This is a genomic window from Leucobacter iarius, from assembly GCF_039530105.1.
GTDB classification, from domain to species: domain Bacteria; phylum Actinomycetota; class Actinomycetes; order Actinomycetales; family Microbacteriaceae; genus Leucobacter; species Leucobacter iarius.
Genome location: NZ_BAAAOB010000001.1, coordinates 1,228,967 through 1,246,905, shown reverse-complemented (window position 1 = coordinate 1,246,905; position 17,939 = coordinate 1,228,967). Strand labels below are relative to the sequence as shown.

The following is a 17,939-nucleotide window of genomic DNA, read 5'->3' as shown; positions in this document are numbered from 1 at the left end:
CGATGTCTCCGATCAGTTCGGGAGGTTCGGGGTCTGGGGGCGGGTCCCGGGGTTTCGGGAACGACCGCGGCCGGTCCGGCGCTCCCGCGAGGGTGCACCGGACCGGCCGGGAGCCGCGTACGGCAGGCGGGAGGCTAGGCTCGCTGCTGCTTGCGGCGCGAGACCAGCACGGTACCCGCGGCGACCGCGACAAGCGCGAGCCCGCCCGCGATCATGAGGACCTGACCGGCCGCACCCGTAAGAGGCAGCTCAGGAACCTCCTGCTGCTTGTTCTCGATATCGATCACAGCATTCGCAGTGGTGCCCGGCTTCACGACCACGTTCGTGAGCGCGTCCGCCCCGATAGGCAGCACGAAGCCGGCGGGAGCCTTCACCTCGACCAGCTGGTAACAGCGCGTCGCGAGACCGATGGTCTCCTCACCCTTGTCGTTCACCGAATCACTGCCGACCCACAGGCCGGGAATGTTCACCACACCGTTCGCGCCGGAAGAGACCACCAGCTTCTTGCTCGTGTCAGCAGGATCCTTCACGTCCGCGAACACGGTGTCGGCGGTGCACTCGGCGGTATCGCCCATGCGCACCTCGAACTCCGCGCCGGTCAGCCCCTTCTTCGAGGGATCAACCTTCACGATCTGCGCCAGGCCCCAGCGGGTCTTGACCGTGTTGGTGGGGTTCTCAGGATCCGGACCGCCGGGCTCGCCCGGCTTCGCGGGCGTGTAGTCCATGTCGTTCACATTCACGAACGCGGTGTTCTCGATCTTGCCGTCACCGACCGAGGTGATGGTCGCGGCGAACTCGAAGCGCACCTTCGCCCCGGCGGAGAGCTTCGCGAGACCCGACGCGGTCAACTGCACCTTGACGGTCTGCCCCGCGGACCCGGTCGTCGTGAAGTCCGCAGCAGCGAGCGCGACGCCGTCGACGAGCACCTTGACGGTGCCGACCTTCGGGCTCAGCCGGCCGTCGAGCGTGTCGGACAGGGTGAACTTCTGGTAAGTCTCGCCCGCGGCGATACCGGGCACGATCTGCTCGACCGAGAACTGCACGTCAGAGCCGACGGCGGCGCTGCTGGGCGCCTGGTCATCGATGCGCTTGACGGGCGGATTGCCCACGGTGTTCTTGGGGTACACGTTGACGTCGTAGACCCAGGCGCCCGTGCCGGTGCCCGAGTTGACCGACGGGGTCGGCACGGTGACGATGAACGGATCGGCCTTCTTCGCGGCGTTCGCCGGCGCCTTGACCTCGCGCACCAGGTAGGCGCCGAGCGCCAGGCGGCCGGAGCTCGCGACACCCGCGGCGTCGGTATCGGGCAGCGTCGTGCAGTTCGACAGCGTGTAGCTCGCGAGCTGGGTGCCGTTCTGCGCCGCCAGCAGCTGCGCGTTCGACACGGCCTTGACCTGATTCCAGCCGGTGTTCCCGGCCGCGGTGAGATCGATGCCGTCGACGTGGCAGACCTCGAAGCCGACGCCCGCGATGGGCTTCGTCTTCGGGGCAGCACCCGTGCCGTCGGGGTTCATCGTCCCGTTCCCGGGGTTCTCGAACTTGTTGACGATGATCGAACCGGTCTTCGCCGTGTCGATGTTGTCGGCGAAGGCCGCGGTTCCTCCGACGAACAGGCCGGCGGCGCCGACGGCGAGCGCCGCGGTCGCGGCCAGACCGCGCGACAGGGCGCGCGATGCGGTGTGCTCAGACATGGAATGCCTTTCTTTTCATGGGTGTGCCGAGAATCGGCGTCCGGTTCTCCTCCTCGCGGAGAAGAGATCTGGGTGGTCAGTCGACGGCGAGGCGCCGTCTGCGGGTGGTGCGGATCACGAGGAACGCGGTGACCGCGATGAGCAGGCCTCCGCCGATCGAGAACACGAGGGTTCCGATCCCGCCGGTCAGCGGGAGCACGGGCACGTCGATCTGTCGGTTCTCGATCTGCCCGACCGCCACGGCGGTGGTGCCGGCGACGGTCACCTTCACGGGCGCGGTGAGCTTCGCGAATCCGGCCGGTGCGCGGGTCTCGATCAGGTGGTAGTCGCCCACCGGGACCTGGCGGAGCAGGAACTTCCCGGCCGCGGGATCGGCATCGGGCCCCAGGCATCCGGCAGCGCTCTGCTGCACGCAGTCGGTGACGTGGACGACGGTGCCGCCGGCGATCGGTGTGCCCGCCCCGTCGACGGGGACGAGGTCCCACTCCGATCCCGCCAGCCGCTGGTGCTGCGGGTCGACCTTCTCCCAGCTCACGTCGACGCCCGGCTTCACGTTCTTCACGTCGCCGATCCGGTAGATCCAGCCGGCGGCGTCGAGACCGCCCGGCCCGACCACGACGCGCACCGGGTCCGTGGGGAGCACGTAGCCCGCCGGGGCCTTCGTCTCGCGCAGGTCGTAGCTGCCCCACGGCACCCCGACGACGCGGAACTTGCCCGGCGCGGGATCCTGATCCGGCCCGGTGCAGGGCGCCTGGCCGCAGTCGACGATGGTCTTCGGCCAGGTGCCCGCAGGCGCGGGTGCGCCGGCGACGACGACCGGGGTCAGGGTCCATTCGGATCCGGCGAGGAGCTTGCTCGAATCGAGACCGTCGACCTTGTTCCAGGCCAGTTCGGGCGCGAGCTGCAGGCCGACCTTCGGCGCCTCGTTCGGCAGCATGGGGATCCCGCTCGAGTTGCGGTTGCCCGCGATCGCCACATTGTTCCAGGCGATACCGGTCAGGTCGCCACCGCTTCCGGCGCGGGCCGGGAAGGTCGCGGTGTAGGCGTCGAGCGGCTTCCAGACGAGCGATCCGAAGTCGATCCGGATCCCGGTGACCTTCGCCCAGTCGGTGCCGATCGCCGCTGCGGCGACCCAGGTGTCGTCGCAGCCGGCCGGCGCGGAGCTCCGCGTCCCTCCGCCCGCGCCCGCGAGCTCGCCGCGGCACGGGTTCGGCGCGGTCGAGTAGAGCACCGTGGTCCCCGCGGGGAGGCCCGTCACCGGTCCGGTCATGAACACGTCGAACGCGGATCCTCGGACGTCCGCGCCGGGGCGCACGCCGTGGTCGCCGGTGCGGGGCAGGAGATCGTAGACCACCACGTCGCGCATGTCGACGTTGCCGGTGTTCGAGACGGGGATCCGGTAGCTCGCGGCGCCCGCGCGATCGGTCGAACCGATCCCGGGCGACGGCACGTAGTCCGCGTCGTAGGCCCCCTTGACCTGCTTCTGCGATCCCATGCCGGGGCCCTCGACCACGGTGTAGGGCTTCTGCGTGCGGCACCCGGTGTCGGCCTCTGGCCCCTGCACGGCGTTGCTGAAGCTCAGGTCGCCCCAGCTCTTGACCGGGTCGGAGACCTTGGGGTCGGCGTACGCCCCGGGGTAGGAGCAGGTGAGATAGCCGGTCGCGGCCTCCTTCGCCTGCACGAGGCTGTAGTTCTGGTACGTGGCCGCAGGAGTGCCCTCCTTGACGCGGACGTCGAAGCCGACGGTCAGCTTCTCCTCCCGCCCCGTGGCGGGGTCCCAGATGAAGAGCCCGCTGCCGTCGGCGGCGTTCGGGAAGTCGACGACGATCTTCGTGCGGGTCTTGCCGCCGATCACGACCTCGCTGACCGTGACCCGCGGCGTCCCGAGCTTCGCGATCACCGCCGAGGCGGGGCGGTCGGGGTTGCCCTCCAGCCCCAGGTACACGGGGTTCGCGGGATCCTTCGGGTCGTAGACCAGGTTCTCGGGAAGGATGTCGGTGATGGTCGGCGTGAAGCGAGCGGCCCGCATGGTCGCGTCGTCGCCTCCGCCCCACGAGGAGCGCTGCGTCTGGATCTCGACGCGCAGCCGGTCGCCGGGCTGGGCGCTGGCCTGCGCCTGCTTCTGGGCGACGGTGGTCGCGGTGCTCGGGTTGTACACCCGCTTCTCGGAGTAGATCGAGACGGGGTCGCGCGCGATGCGGTTGTACCCGCAGCGCCCCTCCTGGTTCGAATCGACCAGGCGACCGTTGGTGGTCATGCTGCCGCCGTTCCACGTGATCGTGTTGTCGGCGGTGCAGTTCTCCACCGTGACCCACAGCGGGTGCTCGGAGGACGGTGTCACGCCGCGCACCGGAGTGGGCTGCGCTGTGCCGGTGGTCAGGAAGTGCGGCTGGTAGGTTCCGGCGGCCACCGCCGCGGAGTTGTCGATGGGGATGTCGCGGCTGATGCTGCCGAACAGCAGCAGCTTGCCCTTCGTCCCTCCCTTCATCGGGTTCTGGTCGAGCCAGAACTTCGTGATCCACTCACCGGCACCCATCGGGATCGGATCTCCCGCCGAGACGCCGTTGCAGAATCGGACCGTGCTGTCGCCCGCGGTGAACCCCTCGGGGATCGTGCAGACGCCCGTGCGCCCCTGGTTGGTGATCCAGTGCACCGTGAGTTCCGACATGGCGCCGTTCGCGCCGAATGAGATGTCGCGGTACGCCGGCTTCGCACAGGTCGTCGCGTTCGGATCGGACGGGGAGGTCCAGCCGCACGGCAGCACGTCGGTCATCGACCAGGACCCGACGGCGTTGCCGGTTCCGGTGACGCTGAAGCTGTGCAGGTAGCCGCGCACCCAGTCGCCCTGCGAGGAGTCCTCGCCCCGGGCCCACTGCCGCGAGGTGCTGTTCGACGCGGCGTAGGGGATCCCCTTCTGCACGGTGAACTTGCCGTCGGCGCCGATCCGCAGGTAGTGCTCCGCCTTCGCGCTGTCGGACAGCGTGGTGCCGGGCCGCAGCCAGGGCTGCGCCGTCGCGGACACGGTGTTCGTCTGCAGCAGGTGCTGGTTCGCCGCGTCCGTGAACGTGCTCGCGGGGAAGTTCACCGTGACGAGCAGATCCTTCGCGAAGGTGCTCGCATCGCACGAGGCGACACCGTTCGCATCCACCTTCGCCGAGTCGCCGAGGTTCCAGGTGACCGTGTGGTTCTGGGCGTTGTAGACGCCGTTCATCGTCGCGCTCTTGAACACGGTGCCCGGGGGCAGCTGATCCACGATCACGAGGTTCTTCATCGCCCACAGCCCGGGCGCCTTGCAGAACGAATCGTTGCCGTAGTAGAGGTGGCTCCCGCTCGCAGGGAACTGGCTCGGGTAGCCGGACTCGATCAGGTAGGTCACGTCGCCGTCGACGTAGGGGTCCTCGGTGGGTGCGGACTTGGTCTTGCGGATCTTCAGTCCGAGCTCCGCTGTGATCGTGGCGGGCGCGGACGTGGCCGAGGCCGTTCCGAGGCTCGAGGTGAAGGTCGCCGAGGGCGTCACCGTCGTCCCGTCGGGAGTCACCCAGTTCTGCGACTTCAGCATGAAGGTGACGGTGCCCGCGTTCGAACCGGTCATGGTCGGCGGCAGGCTCCACACGATCTTGCGATTCGCGCCGGTCCCCTGCACGCTGACCGGGTAGCTCGTGCCGCCGATCGTCACCGCGGTGAAGCTCTCGACGCTCAGCGAGACCCCGTCGGGCTGACCGTCGGGAACGGGCACCACGATCTGCCCGTTCGCGCAGGTCGGCGAGTTCGTGCTGCCGCACTCCCACTGCACCTCGAACGAGATGTTCTCGCCGGATTTCACCTGGGTGTCGAGCGGCCGGATGGCCACGGACATGTCGTTGCCCGCGGCCGACGCGGGCAGCGTCACCCCCATGAGCACGACGAGCGCCGCGGCTCCCGCCGCGACGAGCGCGCGCACGGGCCTGGCCGCGTCACGGAAACGCCACCGAGATCTCATACTTCCTCCGCTGATCGAGTTCGACGTTCGGGAGGTCCCCTTCCGCAGCATTCGGCGCTGCGGTCGTCCCCCGCAGAGTCAGAGTCGGTTCCCGGGGAATGTGACGCGGTTGCGGAAAAGTTTTCGCTACACGCTGCTACGCTTCTGGGCATGCAGGCTCCGGACGAGGCGCACGGCCCCGGTCCGGGCCCGAACGAGGCGTCCGATTCCGAGCTCTGCGACCTGATCCGCGCCGGCAGCGCCTGGCCGCTCGAGACGCTCTGGCGGCGACATCACGGGCTCGTGCTCGGCTGGGCCGTGCGCAAGGACCCCGCGGTCGCCGAGGACGCCGTCGCCGAGGCGTTCGATGCCGTGTTCCAGGCGCTGCTCGCCGGAGGCGGCCCGCGGGAATCGTTCCGCGCCTACCTCTTCCGCACCGTGCAGACCCGTCTCGGGCAGCACTGGGAGTCGCGCAAACGCGGCGCCCCGCTCGAGGATCTGCCGCTCGAGGGAGCCTCGCTCGAACCGCACGATGATTCCCTCGAGTCCGCGGAGCAGCGGGCCGCGGCGGCAGCGGCGCTGCAGGACCTGCCTCCGCGCTGGCAGCAGATCGTGCTCGCCGTCGATGTCGAGGGCCGGTCCGTGCAGGAGGTCGCCGGAGAACTGGAGCTCACCCCGAATTCAGCCTCGGTGCTGCTCAAGCGCGCCCGCGACGGCCTGCGCAAGGGCTGGGTCGAACGCATGCACCCGACCCGGAACCTGCCGGAGGACTGCGCGACGAGCGTGGGGCGGTTCAAGGACCTGCGCTGGGGCAAGAAGAACACCCGGCGCCGCGCGGAGGCGCAGGCGCACCTCGACGGCTGCGCGGACTGCCGCAGGCGGTGGGTGCTGTTCGGGGAGCAGGCGGGCGCGATCGGGCTCTCCCTCGCCGGGATCCTCGCGCTCACCCACGACTGGCGCAGACGCACCGCGACCGGGACCCTCGCGGCGCTCTCCGCCACGGGCGTCGTGCTGGCGACCGCGGGCACGATCGGCGGCCTCGCGATGCCGGGCTCGATCCCGGCCGAGCCGCACGCACCCGCGTCGAGCACGAGCGGCATCGACCGGTCCGCGGGGGACGCCCCGGATCGGGCACCGGCCCCGGTGCGCGATGCGCATCGTGCCGGTCGCACCGCGTCCGGCACTGGGACCGGAAGCGGGTCCGAGAACCGCATCCCCGAGTCCCCGCGGTCGCCGGAGCGCCCGCCGACCGCGCCCGGACCCGAACCTTCACCGACCCCGAGCCCGACGCCGACGCCGGGCACCGACCCGCCGGCGCTCTACTTCGGCGACTGGACCGGGTGGTGCGAGCGCTCGCAGACGTTCTCCGCGGACTGCTGATCAGGCTCGCGGACGCCGGCCGCTTTGCCGGGCCGCGCCGACGATCCAGGCGCCCCCGAGCAGCAGGATCACCGCCGCCCAGACGGCCGTGCCCCGGCTCGCGGCATCGGATCCGGTCGCGCTGAGTTCGGCAGGTCGGCCCCCGACTCCGGTGCCGCTCGACCCCTCGGCGGCGCCGGTCGCCGGCCCCGCCTCGATCGCCGTACCGTCGGAACCTCGATCGCCGTCGCCGGCGGCCGCGGAACCCTCCGGCGGCGTCGTGCGCGGCGGAGCGCCGCTCGCAGATGCCCCGCCCGCGCGTGCGGATCCGCCGTCGGAACCGCCCTTCGCGGATCCGGCGGATCCGGCGGACCCGGCCGCGGTGCCCGACCCGGCCGCGGACCCGTGCCCCGTGCGGTCGTCGGGCATGATCACGAACGGCGGGGGCGGATCGAGCGGGTCGATGTTGCCGACGGGAGCCGGCTGGGGTCCGGACAGTCCCCCGGCGTTCGGGAGCACCCCGTGCCCCGAGAGATGCAGCGGCTTGCTCTGCACCCGTGTCTTCGCCCCGTCGACGTCCGCCGTGACCGTGGCCGAGACCTGGGCGATGCCGCCGATCATCAGGTCGTCGACGCGCCCCTCGAATCGCACCGTCCGCAGTTCGCCGGGTTGCAGCTCGCCCTCGAGGGTCTGAGCGTTCCAGGGCGCACCGTCGACCGACACCCGCACCCCCGTGAGCGCCGCGTCGCCGCGGTTGCGCACCAGCACGAACACCTGCACCGGCTTGTCGACGGTCACGAAGCCATCGCGAACAGCATCGACGACCCGCGCCTTCACGTCGGTGTCGAGCAGCACCGGATCCGGACGGAACGCGGGGAAGGAGATCGGAGCCGACGCGGGCACCGGATCCGATTCGTTCCCCTGGACCGAGACCGTCCACTGCTGGGTGTACGCGGATCCGGAACTGATCATGCTGAGCGCGAAGTCGTGCTGCCGTTCCTCCCCCGGCTGCAGCGGACCGCCGACGCAGAGGAAGCGGCCTCCCGATGCTGCGCAACCGTCGGGCATCTCGACCGCCCGGTTGTCGGGCCGCTCGGGCCCGAAGTCCAACTGGTACCCGGTCGAGACCGTGGTCCCCTCGTTGCGGACCACGGGGATCAGGTGCACCGGCTTGCGCCCGCCCGACCACTCGGCCGTGAAGCGCACGCTCAGGTGAACGGGCGCCGCCGGGATCAGGGCCGCGTCCAGGTTGCTCGACGCCGGGCTATCGGCGTAGCCGACGAGCTCGGCCTTCGCGGGGTCATCCGTCGCCAGACGCAGCTGCACCGCGCCTCCGCTGTTCGCCAGGAAGCCGAGGTTGCCGTTCCCGTAGGTCCACGCTCCGCCGAACGACCCGCCGCCGAACCGGGTCCCGTCGACGCCGGGCACGGGGGCCTCCTGGAGCCGTCCGTCGAGTCCGAGCCGCGTGAGCACCGCGCGCCGATCCACGATGCGCAGGCCCCAGAAGTACCCCTGACTCCAGGCGAAGTCGACCGGGACGAAGGAGCCCGTCATCGACACCGTGCCCCGTTCCCGGGTCGCGACATCGACCCAGGCCAGCTGCTTCGATCCCCGCGGGACGTAGTACATGCGATCCGGATGCTCGGAATCGGCGAAGGCCCCGACCACGCTGGCGGCGCCGAGCCGCATCACGGTCCGCGTCGTCCCGTCCCCGAGCACGCGGATCAGATCGCCGCTCGCGTCCTCGATCGCGTAGAGCGCACCGTCGGCCAGGTGCGCGGCGAGCGCGTTGTAGGAGCGGCCCGTCGGCGCGCCGACCGGGTCGAACGCGATCCCGCCGTCGCTCCGCTGGCTGCCCCGCATCAGCTGCGTCGGGGATCCGAGCGCCAGGTAGAGCCCCGGCTCGTGCGATTCCGGCGAATCGGCCTCGGCCGAACCCGCCGGCGCGATGAGCAGCGTCGCCACGATCAGCGCACCGCAGGCGAGGGCCAGAACGGCCCGCGCGACGGCACGCACCCCTTTGAAGCGCATGCGCGTATACCCCTGTTTCTCGCGGCGGGTTTCCCCCCGAAACGACCGGCCGCGCATCACTTGCGCTACTGAGTGTTGCATATTCATCGAATTCCCACCAAGCACCGGTCTAGGGTGTGTGCATGAACCAGGGCCGACCGCGCGATACCGATATCACCGAACGAGTGCTCGAACTCGCCCGCGCGCAGCTGCTCGACGGCGGCCTCGCGGCGCTCAACTACGACGCGCTGGCGGTCGGTGCCGGCACGAGCCGCACCGCGATCTACCGGCGCTGGCCGAACCGCACCGACCTCGCCCGCGACGTGGTCGAGGCCTCGACCCTTCCGTGGGTCAGGCCCGAGACCGGATCCGTCGTCGAGGACCTCGTACAGCACTCCATGCAGAATGTGCTCAACCAGCAGATGGTGCTCCGCGGCCGCGATGCGTCGTCGCTGTGGCTCACGATCCTGAGCCCCGAGATCCTCGACCACTTCATGGAGCGCATCGGCCGCCGCCGCAGGGATCTCGGCCGCGAGATCATCGCGGCGGGCATCTCGCGCGAGGAGCTCCCCGCCGATACCGACGAGGAGCTCCTGCTCGATACGCTCGCGGGGCTCGCGCTCTTCCGCAGCGTCGTCGCCCGACGCCCGGCGGCCGAGCACGAGATCCGCACCGTCGTGCGATCCCTGTGCGAGACGCCGCCCCGTCGGGGTGCGGCGCACCCCGACGGGGCGGCGACGACTACCTGACGGGGTCGTCGATCCCGTCCTGGGCCAGCAGCTCCTCCTCGACCTCGCCGCCGTAGCCCTCGGACTGCGGGTCCCCGTGCAGGCCGCCCGAGACCGCGTACTCCTCCTCCGGCGAGAGGATCAGCCGGTGCCGGGTGTAGACGCCGAACACGATGAGCCCGATCGCGTAGACGATCGCGATCGCGACGATCGCAGGGCGGAACGTCTCGTTCAGCAGGAAGCCGAGGAAGATCAGCGCCGAGATCACGGCCGCGGCGCCGGCCCCGAACACGCCCCACGGGCTCAGGTAGGGCCGCTTCGCGTTCGGGTACTTCCTGCGCAGGATGATGAACGACAGCATCTGCATGAAGTAGGCGACCACCGCTCCCCACACCGCGATGTTCAGCACGACCGCGCCGCCGACGCCGCTGCCGCCGCCCGTCAGGTCGACGACGACGAGTGCCGCGAAGCCGATGAGCGCGCCCGCGATGAGCGCCACCCAGGGGGTCTGGCGCTTGCCCGTGAGCGAGAGGAACTTCGGGTAGTACCCGGCGCGCGAGAGCGAGTACAGGTTGCGCCCGTAGGCGAACATGATGCCCTGCAGCGAGGCCAGCAGACCGAACAGCGCGAAGAGCGCGAGCAGACCGGCGACCCAGGCGAGGTCGTCGCCGAGGATCTTGCGGAAGCCGTCGAGCAGCGGCTCGCCCGCCTTACCGGTGTCCTTGGATCCGAGCACCGCGGTGTTGAGGAACAGCACGAGCAGGCCGGTCACGATGAGGGTGCCGCGCGCCCAGAGGCCGGCGCGCGGGATGTCGCGGACCGGGTTGTGCGATTCCTCGGCCGCGAGCGGCAGCTCCTCGATGCCGAGGAACAGCCACATGGCGAACGGCAGCGCGAAGAGGATCGGGAGCACGCCGTGCGGCAGGAACTCGCTCTGCCCCGGATCGGGCGCGATGTTGAAGAGGCTGCCCCAGTCGGCCGAGCCGCTGAAGAGCGCCATCGCACCGAACAGCACCAGCACGCCGATCGAGATGAACGACACGACGATCGCGAACTTCAGCGAGATGGAGGCGCCCGCCGTGTTGAGCCCGACGAAGGCTGCGTAGAGGATGATCCACCACACCCAGGTCGGCAGCGAGAAGCCCATCAGCCCCTCGGTGACACCGTTCGCGTAGCCCGCCGAGAAGTAGACGATCACCGCGGTGGTCGCGACGTACTCGATGGACTCCGCGAGCCCGGTGACGAAGCCGCCCCAGGGTCCCATCGCCGCTCGCCCGAACGAGTAGGCGCCGCCCGTGTGCGGCATCGCGGCCGCCATCTCGCCGATCGAGAAGACGAGCCCGTAGTACATGACGACGAGGATCGCGAAGGCGATCATCATGCCGCCGAAGCCCGCCGCCTCGATCCCGAAATTCCAACCCGAGAAGTTGCCCGAGATCACCGCGCCGACCGCGAGGCCCCAGAGCCCCCAGACGCCAGCGGAGCGCTTGAGCTGGCGCTTCTCGAAGTACCCTGCCTCCGCCGTGGTGTACGTCACCCCGGAGACCTTCAGCGTGTCCTTGGCCATGCCGGCCCCTTTCACTTCGTTGTGAACGGTCCGCCCAGAAGCTGCATCTTTGCGGCGCGTCATGATGACTATAACCGCCTATTGGTACTTCACAACAACCTTTTTCGAGCATCTTTTCGGATCGAATCCGGCGCGAATCGAGCCTCGTCGTGATGTAATGGTCGGAGTTCCGACCATTCGGGATCGCGGCCCCCGAGTCGCGGCCGTAGGATGGCACCGCACCCCCGACTCTCGACGATGAGCAGAAGGAGAACCATGATCCCCGCGAGCGGAAACCTGACACCCGACGAGCTGCGCGGAGCCGTGAGCTCCGGCGAGATCGACACCGTCATCATCGGATTCACCGACATGCAGGGCCGCCTTGTCGGCAAGCGGGTCTCCGCCCGATTGTTCGTCGAGGACACGCTCGAGCACGGCGCCGAGTGCTGCAACTACCTCCTCGCGGTCGATGTCGAGCTCAACACCGTGGACGGCTACGCGCTGACGAGCTGGGAGCACGGCTACGGCGACATGGCGATGATCCCCGACCTCTCGACGCTGCGCCGGATGCCCTGGCTGCCCGGCACCGCGATGGTCACCGCCGACCTGACGACCGCGAACGACCACACCCCCATCGAGGTCGCGCCGCGGCAGATCCTGCGCCGCCAGGTCGAGCGGCTCGCCGCGCACGGCTTCGAGCCCTTCGTCGGCACCGAGCTCGAGTTCATCGTCTTCGACACCGACTACCGCACCGCCTGGCGCCAGCGCTACAACGACCTCACCGCGGCGAGCGACTACAACACCGACTACGCCCTCCAGGGATCGACCCGCCTCGAACCGCTGCTGCGCGACATCCGCACCTCCATGGACGGAGCGGGCATGTACTGCGAGGGCGTGAAGGGCGAGTGCAACCTCGGCCAGCAGGAGATCGCGTTCCGCTACACCCACGCGCTCCCCACCTGCGACAACCACTCGATCTACAAGAGCGGCGCGAAGGAGATCGCCGAGGCGCACGGCAAGAGCATCACCTTCATGGCGAAGTTCAACGAGCGGGAGGGCAACAGCTGCCACGTGCACACGAGCCTCCGCTCGGAGTCCGGCGAACCGCTGTTCGTCGACGATTCCACCCCCGACGGCATGTCGAAGCTGTTCCGCCGCTACCTCGCGGGCCAGCTCGCCGCCCTGCGGGAGTTCACCCTGCTCTACGCCCCGAACATCAACTCCTACAAGCGCTTCGCCGAGGGCAGTTTCGCCCCCACCGCCGTCGCGTGGGGCCACGACAACCGGACCTGCGCGCTGCGCGTCGTCGGTCGCGGCATGGGCATGCGCGTCGAGAACCGCGTGCCGGGCGGCGACGTGAACCAGTACCTCGCGGTCGCCGGCATGCTCGCCTCCGGCCTCGAGGGGATCGAGCAGGAGCTCGAGCTCGGCGAACCGCTCGCCGGCAACGCCTACGCGAGCGACATCGAGCGAGTGCCGAGCACGCTCGCCGAGGCGGCCGATCTCTTCGAGGGATCCGCACTGGCCCGTCGGGTGTTCGGCGACGAGGTCGTCGAGCACTACGTGCACGCGGCGCGCGTCGAGGTCGCGGCGTTCAACGCGGCGGTCACGGACTGGGAGCGGGTGCGCGGCTTTGAGCGTCTCTGAATCCCAGGCGGCGAGCGCGGCCGGCGCCGTGCGCCCCCTGATCGGCATCACCAGCTACCTGGAGCAGGCGCAGACGGGCGTCTGGGACGTCCGCGCGTCGTTCCTGCCGAAAGTCTATCTCGACGCGGTCACCGACGTCGGCGGGATCGCCATCGTGCTCCCCCCGCAGCCGGCGGATCCCGCGGTCGCCCGCAGCATCGTCGCGTCGCTCGACGGCCTGATCCTCTCGGGCGGCGCCGACGTCGACCCCGCCCGCTACGCGCAGGAGCCGCACGAACGCACCGGTGCGCCCCGCACCGACCGCGACGGCTTCGAAGCGGCGCTGCTCGACGCGGCCATCGAGGCCGAGCTCCCGTTCCTCGGCATCTGCCGCGGCGCGCAGGTGCTCAACGTCGAGCGCGGCGGCACTCTGATCCAGCATCTCCCCGACGCGGTCGGCGACGACCGCTACCAGCTCGGCGACGGCGTCTTCAACCCGATCGAGGTCGAGGTCGACGAGGGATCCCGCCTCGCGGGCCTGCTCGGCGAGGATCTGCGCGCACGCGCCCACCTGTACCACCACCAGGCGATCGACGAGGTCGGCGACGGCCTCACCGTCACCAGTCGCACCGCGGACGGCGTCATCGAGTCGATCGAGCTCGACTCCGTCCCGTTCGGCGTCGCCGTCCAGTGGCACCCGGAGGAGAACCCCGAGGACCGCCGGATCTTCAAGGGCCTCGTCCGCGCCGCACGGGAGCACCGCGCGTCCCGCGCACCGTCCACCGCAGCCCCCGCGAAGGAGCAGCCATGAGCTACACCGTCATCAATCCCGCCACCGGCGAGGCCGTCACCGAGGTCGCCCACCTCGACGTGCCCGAGACCGATGCCGCCATCGCCGCGGCGGTGCGTGCGCAGCGCGACTGGGCGAAGGTCGCGCCCGCGGATCGCGCGAAGGCGCTGCGCCGCTTCGCGGACGCCGTCGACGCCGACCTCGAGCGCCTCGCGCAGCTCGAGACCGCGAACTCCGGGCACCCCATCGGGCAGTCGCGCTGGGAGGCCGGGCACGTCCGCGACGTGCTCGAGTACTACTCGGCCGCCCCCGAGCGCCTCATCGGCAAGCAGATCCCGGTCGCCGGCGGCATGGACGTCACGTTCCACGAGCCGATCGGCGTCGTCGGGGTGATCACGCCGTGGAACTTCCCCATGACCATCGCCGCGTGGGGATTCGCCCCGGCGCTGGCGGCCGGCAACGCGGTCGTGCTGAAGCCCGCCGAGTGGACGCCGCTCACCAGTCTGCGCCTCGGCGAGCTCGCGCTCGAGTCCGGGCTGCCCGAGGGCCTGTTCCAGGTGCTCGCCGGCCGCGGATCCGTCGTCGGCGAGCGGTTCGTCACCCACCCCGACGTGCGCAAGCTCGTGTTCACCGGATCCACCGCGGTCGGCAAGCGGATCATGGCCGGCGCGGCCGAGCAGGTGAAGCGGGTCACGCTGGAGCTCGGCGGCAAGAGCGCGAACATCGTGTTCGAGGACGCCGACATCGATCGGGCCGCCGCGACCGCGCCCTACTCGGTGTTCGACAACGCCGGACAGGACTGCTGCGCCCGCAGCCGCCTGCTCGTGCAGCGCAGCGTGTACGACCGATTCATGGAGCGCTTCGAGACGGCAGTGCAGGGCGTCAAGGTCGGCGACCCGACCGACGAGTCGACCGAGGTCGGCCCGCTCGTGACGCAGGCCCACAAGGAGAGCGTGGCCGCGTTCCTCGACGAGGACGCCCCCGTCGCCTTCCGGGGATCCTGCCCCGACGGCCCGGGATCCTGGTTCGCACCCACCGTCGTCACCCCCGAACGCGGATCGCGCGTCGCGACCGAGGAGATCTTCGGGCCCGTCGTCGCCGTCCTGCCGTTCGACGACGAGGCCGACGCGATCCAGCTGGCCAACGCCACCGAGTTCGGGCTCAGCGGCTCGATCTGGACGCAGGATCTCGCCCGCGGCATCCGCACGGCGCGCGCCGTCGAGGGCGGGAACCTCTCCGTCAACTCCCACTCCTCGGTGCGCTACTCGACCCCCTTCGGCGGCTTCAAGCAGTCCGGCCTCGGCCGCGAGCTCGGACCTGACGCCGCCGAGCACTTCACCGAGACGAAGAACGTCTTCTTCGCCACCGAATAGCCCGTCTTCTTCACGCACGACACTTCAGAAGGAAGCACCATGAACGACATCACCCCGATCGACCTGACCCAGCGCCTCGCCGGGAAGGTCGCCGTCATCACCGGCGGCGCGAGCGGCATCGGCCTGGCCACCGCCCGTCGCATGCGCGCCGAGGGCGCGACGATCGTGATCGGCGACATGAACCCGGCGGCCGGCGAGGCCGCCGCGGCCGAGGTCGGCGGCCTGTTCGTCCAGGTCAACGTGACCGACGAGGCCCAGGTGAACCACCTGTTCGACACCGCCGCCCGCGAGTTCGGCTCCGTCGACATCGCGTTCAACAACGCCGGCATCTCGCCCGACGACGACGATTCGATCGAGATCACCGAGCTCCCCGCGTGGGAGAAGGTGCAGGACGTGAACCTCAAGAGCGTCTACCTGTGCTCCCGCGCCGCGCTGCGGCACATGACCGCGCAGGGATCCGGCTCGATCATCAACACCGCGTCGTTCGTCGCCGTGATGGGATCCGCGACCTCGCAGATCTCCTACACCGCGTCGAAGGGCGGCGTGCTCGCCATGACCCGCGAGCTCGGCGTGCAGTTCGCCCGGCAGGGCATCCGCGTGAACGCGCTCTGCCCCGGCCCGGTGAACACCCCGCTGCTGCAGGAGCTGTTCGCGAAGGATCCGGAGCGCGCGGCCCGCCGCCTCGTGCACGTCCCCGTCGGTCGCTTCGCCCGTCCCGAGGAGCTCGCGGCGTCGGTCGCGTTCCTCGCGAGCGACGACGCGTCGTTCATCACCGCGTCGACGTTCCTCGTCGACGGCGGCCTGACCAGCGCGTACACGACCCCGCTCTGAACCGCGCCCCGAGGCCCGGGCGACGACGCGCGTCGTCGCCCGGGCCTCGGCGTACACTCGCAATGGACCGAACGGCAGGAGGAGGATCGATGCATCCCTCGGCAGACGGCGTCGAGCTCCTGATCCGGGCCGAACGCCCCACCAACGCCTACGAGGAGACGGTGCAGCGGCTGCTGCAGTCGATCCGCCTCGGCATGATCGGCCCGGGCGAGCGGCTGCCCGCCGAACGCGATCTCGCGGCGATGCTCAAGGTCAGCCGCGATACCGTGCGCGAGGCGCTCGCGACGCTCACCGAGGCCGGCCTCGTGCTCTCGCGCCGCGGCCGCTACGGCGGCACCTTCGTCGTCGACGCCCTGCCCGACGAGTCCGCCCTGCGTCCCGCCCACGCCGAACTCGGCGAGGCGGAGGTCGAGGACACGACCGTGCTGCGGCGCGTGCTCGAGGTCGGGGCCGCGCGCGAGGCCGCGGCCCGCGACCTGACCGCCGACGAACGGGCCGCGCTCGCCCGCGCGCTCGAGGAGTGCCGCGCCTCCGACGACGCGAACCACCGCCGCCTCGACTCGCGCCTGCACCTCCTCATCGCGGAGATCTCGGGCTCCCCCAGTCTCGTCCCCCTGGTCGCGGACCTCCGCACGCGCGTCAACGCGCTGCTCGACGAGATCCCGATGCTCCGCCCGAACCTCTCGCACTCCGACGCGCAGCACGAAGCCATCGTCTCGGCGATCCTCGCCGGCCGCCCGCAGTCCGCCGCCGAGGCCATGCTCGAGCACATCGAAGGATCCGCGGCGCTGCTGCGCGGCTTCCTGTCGAGCCGCTGACGGCGAGGTCGGCGGGGCGGCTCGGTCGGCGGGGCGGCTCGGTCGGCGGGCGGTCGGCTGGGCTGTTCGGCGGGCGGTCGAGCCCCGGGTTCGGCCTCCGATCGCCGGTTCGCTGGATCACCGGTTCGCTGGATCACCGGTTCGCTGGATCACCGGTTCGACGATTGGACCTCGAACCGACGAGTGGACGCCCAAGCGCCGTGCGACTCGCCGTCCACTCGTCGCGCAGGCGTTCAGTAGTGGTGACGGGCAGCTCAAGAGAGGCCGGCAACGGACGTGGTTCGGTCGGCCCCGAGGTGGAACACCGAGTTCGAGTTCGTCACGGCTTCATCCGTCTCGGCACCCCGCTGGCGGGTGGTCGTGCTGTTGCCGCACGAGACTCCGCGCATCATCGGGCGTCCAGGGAGAGACGCCGAGTCGCGAACCGAGGGATGAGCCACCTGCGCGCGGCAATGAATCTCCCTCATTCCGGTGAGCGCCGGGACGACATGGTCGGGGGGGGTGAGCTATCCAGGCTGATCCACGCTGATCCCGTACCGCCGGGCTATCGCGTGGAGCGTCGTGTTTCCAGGTTCCCCCAGCCAGTCCGCCGGATATGTCTCGTGCGGGAACATGCCGGCAGGCGCGCAGACGATCGTGAGCTCGAGGCCGTCGTCCTCGAGGATCCACCAGGTCCTGCTGCTGTCCCACAGGACGAGTCTTCCTTCGAACCCGAAGACTTCGTGCACCCAGGAGGTGTAGCTACTCCAGTCGAGTTTGTCGGCTGGCACTGGTACGGGCTCGTCCCGGATTTCCGTCCGCCGGTAATTCGTGAGCCTGCCATCAGGCCGTCGAGTCCAGGTCTCGTGGAAACCCGCATGATCGTTGACGAGCATCACGGAGACCTGGGGGCCTCGGGCAAGTCTTGCCCAGTCCGCCTCGCTCAGGGTCGGGCTGCCCAGCACGATGCTCGATTCGAGCATCACCACGGTGTTTCCGGGAATCGGGTCCGGCCACCCCTCGCCGACCCCGAATGGGGAGCCGGCTGATGAACTGCTCATCCGTACGATCCCACGGCCAGCACGGCACGGTGATCGCCTCCGGGACGGCTCCCGCCGAAGTGCTCGCCGGCGATGCGCTTGGAACAGGCACGTGCGAAGCGCAGAGGCGCACGAGATGCGACCAGGAGCAATGCGTTCAAGACCATCCCTTGTTCGGCAGATGTCGCTT

At 70.3% G+C, this 17,939-nt stretch carries 12 protein-coding genes; 7 read left to right on the top strand and 5 right to left on the bottom strand.

Annotation, left to right across the window (positions count from 1 at the left end; all coding sequences use genetic code 11):
* Positions 1–134 precede the first annotated feature (134 nt).
* A complete protein-coding gene (locus tag ABD169_RS05435; protein ID WP_344030297.1) occupies positions 135–1,691 on the bottom strand; it encodes a SpaH/EbpB family LPXTG-anchored major pilin in 1,557 nt (518 codons plus the stop codon).
* A 76-nt stretch (positions 1,692–1,767) separates the two neighbouring features.
* Positions 1,768–5,670: a SpaA isopeptide-forming pilin-related protein gene (locus tag ABD169_RS05430; protein ID WP_344030294.1), complete on the bottom strand. Its 3,903-nt coding sequence runs from the start codon at positions 5,668–5,670 to the stop codon at positions 1,768–1,770.
* A 150-nt stretch (positions 5,671–5,820) separates the two neighbouring features.
* Here ABD169_RS05430 and ABD169_RS05425 point away from each other — a divergent pair, with 150 nt between their 5' ends.
* On the top strand, positions 5,821–7,029 hold the full coding sequence (locus ABD169_RS05425) for an RNA polymerase sigma factor (protein ID WP_344030291.1): 1,209 nt from the start codon (positions 5,821–5,823) through the stop codon (positions 7,027–7,029).
* On the opposite strand, the gene ABD169_RS05420 is transcribed toward ABD169_RS05425, so the two are convergent.
* Positions 7,030–9,039, bottom strand: coding sequence for a DUF6923 family protein (locus ABD169_RS05420; protein WP_344030288.1), 2,010 nt, complete (start codon positions 9,037–9,039; stop codon positions 7,030–7,032).
* A gap of 122 nt (positions 9,040–9,161) precedes the next feature.
* On the opposite strand from ABD169_RS05420, the gene ABD169_RS05415 reads away from it, so the two are divergent.
* Entirely contained in the window at positions 9,162–9,767 is a 606-nt protein-coding gene (locus ABD169_RS05415) for a TetR/AcrR family transcriptional regulator (protein WP_344030285.1), read from the top strand.
* On the opposite strand, the gene ABD169_RS05410 is transcribed toward ABD169_RS05415, so the two are convergent.
* Complete coding sequence (locus ABD169_RS05410) at positions 9,760–11,313, bottom strand: amino acid permease (protein ID WP_344030282.1); 1,554 nt, start codon at positions 11,311–11,313, stop codon at positions 9,760–9,762. The two genes, ABD169_RS05415 and ABD169_RS05410, sit on opposite strands and share 8 nt — an antisense overlap.
* Before the next feature lie 255 nt (positions 11,314–11,568).
* On the opposite strand from ABD169_RS05410, the gene ABD169_RS05405 reads away from it, so the two are divergent.
* The 5 genes from ABD169_RS05405 (at position 11,569) to ABD169_RS05385 (ending at position 16,730) form a co-directional block, all read left to right on the top strand.
* A complete protein-coding gene (locus tag ABD169_RS05405; protein WP_344030280.1) occupies positions 11,569–12,939 on the top strand; it encodes a glutamine synthetase family protein in 1,371 nt (456 codons plus the stop codon).
* Complete coding sequence (locus ABD169_RS05400; RefSeq protein ID WP_344030277.1) at positions 12,926–13,729, top strand: gamma-glutamyl-gamma-aminobutyrate hydrolase family protein; 804 nt, start codon at positions 12,926–12,928, stop codon at positions 13,727–13,729. The genes ABD169_RS05405 and ABD169_RS05400 overlap by 14 nt, the downstream gene beginning before the upstream one ends.
* Positions 13,726–15,081, top strand: a complete 1,356-nt coding sequence (locus tag ABD169_RS05395) for an aldehyde dehydrogenase family protein (protein ID WP_344030274.1) — start codon at positions 13,726–13,728, stop codon at positions 15,079–15,081. The genes ABD169_RS05400 and ABD169_RS05395 overlap by 4 nt, the downstream gene beginning before the upstream one ends.
* A gap of 39 nt (positions 15,082–15,120) precedes the next feature.
* Entirely contained in the window at positions 15,121–15,912 is a 792-nt protein-coding gene (locus ABD169_RS05390; protein WP_197074207.1) for a 3-oxoacyl-ACP reductase, read from the top strand.
* Positions 15,913–16,001: 89 nt separating this feature from the next.
* Positions 16,002–16,730: a FadR/GntR family transcriptional regulator gene (locus ABD169_RS05385; RefSeq protein ID WP_344030271.1), complete on the top strand. Its 729-nt coding sequence runs from the start codon at positions 16,002–16,004 to the stop codon at positions 16,728–16,730.
* 506 nt (positions 16,731–17,236) lie between these two features.
* On the opposite strand, the gene ABD169_RS05380 is transcribed toward ABD169_RS05385, so the two are convergent.
* Positions 17,237–17,770: a hypothetical protein gene (locus ABD169_RS05380; RefSeq protein WP_344030268.1), complete on the bottom strand. Its 534-nt coding sequence runs from the start codon at positions 17,768–17,770 to the stop codon at positions 17,237–17,239.
* Positions 17,771–17,939 lie beyond the last annotated feature (169 nt).